The sequence below is a fragment of the Nocardioides humilatus genome, assembly GCF_008373755.1.
GTDB lineage: Bacteria > Actinomycetota > Actinomycetes > Propionibacteriales > Nocardioidaceae > Nocardioides > Nocardioides humilatus.
This window is the reverse complement of sequence record NZ_VUJV01000179.1, coordinates 1-336: the sequence shown is the minus strand read 5'-3', so window position 1 is coordinate 336 and position 336 is coordinate 1. Positions and strand designations below refer to the sequence as shown.

Genomic DNA, 336 nt, shown 5'->3' with positions numbered 1-336 from the left:
GGAGGTCGACCGTGCCACTGCTATTGCCAACGCTGCAGAAAAGAAACAGAAGGCCTTCGACAAAATCATCGGAGAATGGAAACTCAAGGTCGACGACCTTGCTGCCGAACTCGATGCCAGCCAGAAGGAATGCCGCAACTACTCCACCGAATTGTTCCGCCTCAAGGGCGCCTACGAAGAAGGCCAGGAACAGCTCGAGGCTGTCCGCCGCGAGAACAAGAACCTTGCCGACGAAGTCAAGGACCTCCTGGACCAGATCGGCGAAGGTGGCCGCAACATCCACGAAATCGAGAAAGCCAGGAAGCGTCTCGGGGCCGAGAAGGACGAGCTCCAGGC

1 protein-coding gene is annotated in these 336 nt (G+C 58.0%); it reads left to right on the top strand.

The genetic code is table 11. The features are described 5' to 3' along the window. Positions 1 to 336, top strand: a 336-nt coding sequence (locus F0U44_RS24390) for a hypothetical protein (protein WP_149730644.1), incomplete at both ends; no start/stop codon positions are given.